The 683-nt window shown below is 60.9% G+C and carries 1 protein-coding gene; it reads right to left on the bottom strand.

The genetic code is table 11. The features are described 5' to 3' along the window. Window positions 1-160 precede the first annotated feature (160 nt). A complete protein-coding gene (locus tag HMPREF3086_RS17965; protein WP_198150781.1) occupies window positions 161-589 on the bottom strand; it encodes a heavy metal-responsive transcriptional regulator in 429 nt (142 codons plus the stop codon). Between the last annotated feature and the right edge of the window lie 94 nt (window positions 590-683).

The following is a 683-nucleotide window of genomic DNA, read 5'->3' as shown; positions in this document are numbered from 1 at the left end:
GTTAGGGGATCCTCAATCGGAACCAGTCCGCAGATTGCTCAGCCGACCCGCGACCCAGGGCGAGGAGCAAGGAGGGGGCCGGAGCCCCCTCCTTGCTGGTTAGCAGCCGCAGCCGCAGAGTTCTGGCGGGCACATCGGGTCTTCGCAGCAGTCGTGCATCTCAGTTCACCTCCTTCTTTGTTTCAAGCCAAGTTCCTGGGGTCGGGGGTGGGCAATTCTCGGCAGGCAAGGCTGTGAGCATGGTCGTCATCTCGGTTCGCAGAGTTTTCAGACGTTTAATTTCTGCATCGAGTTCGGTCAACCGGCGGGTGAGTAGGTCTCCTGCCGGTTCACACGGACAGGCTCCTGTGTCTCTGACGGAGAGGAGGTCACGGATGTCGTCGAGCTTGAGGCCTAGCCGCTGTGCCCCCTGGATGAAGCGCAGACGATCCACCGCTTGCGTGCTGTAGATCCGATAGCCCGACGGGGTGCGGGCTGGGGGCGGTAGTAAGTCAACTCTCTCGTAGTAGCGGATCGTGTCCGGGCTGAGGCCGACGACGTTGGCGAGCTCTCCGATCCGCATGTAGCTCGTCATTGCCTGGCTTGTCATGACCTCACGGTAGACCTTGGAGTGCACTTCAAGGTCAAGCGCCGGGATCAGGAGTCTTCCCGTCAGCCTCAGCTAGTGCTCCCTGTGGTTTGGT

The sequence above is a fragment of the Dietzia sp. HMSC21D01 genome (assembly GCF_001815995.1).
Classification (GTDB): Bacteria; Actinomycetota; Actinomycetes; order Mycobacteriales; family Mycobacteriaceae; genus Dietzia; species Dietzia cinnamea.
The sequence above is the reverse complement of the archived record's forward strand: the minus strand, read 5'-3'. Positions and strand labels throughout refer to the sequence as shown.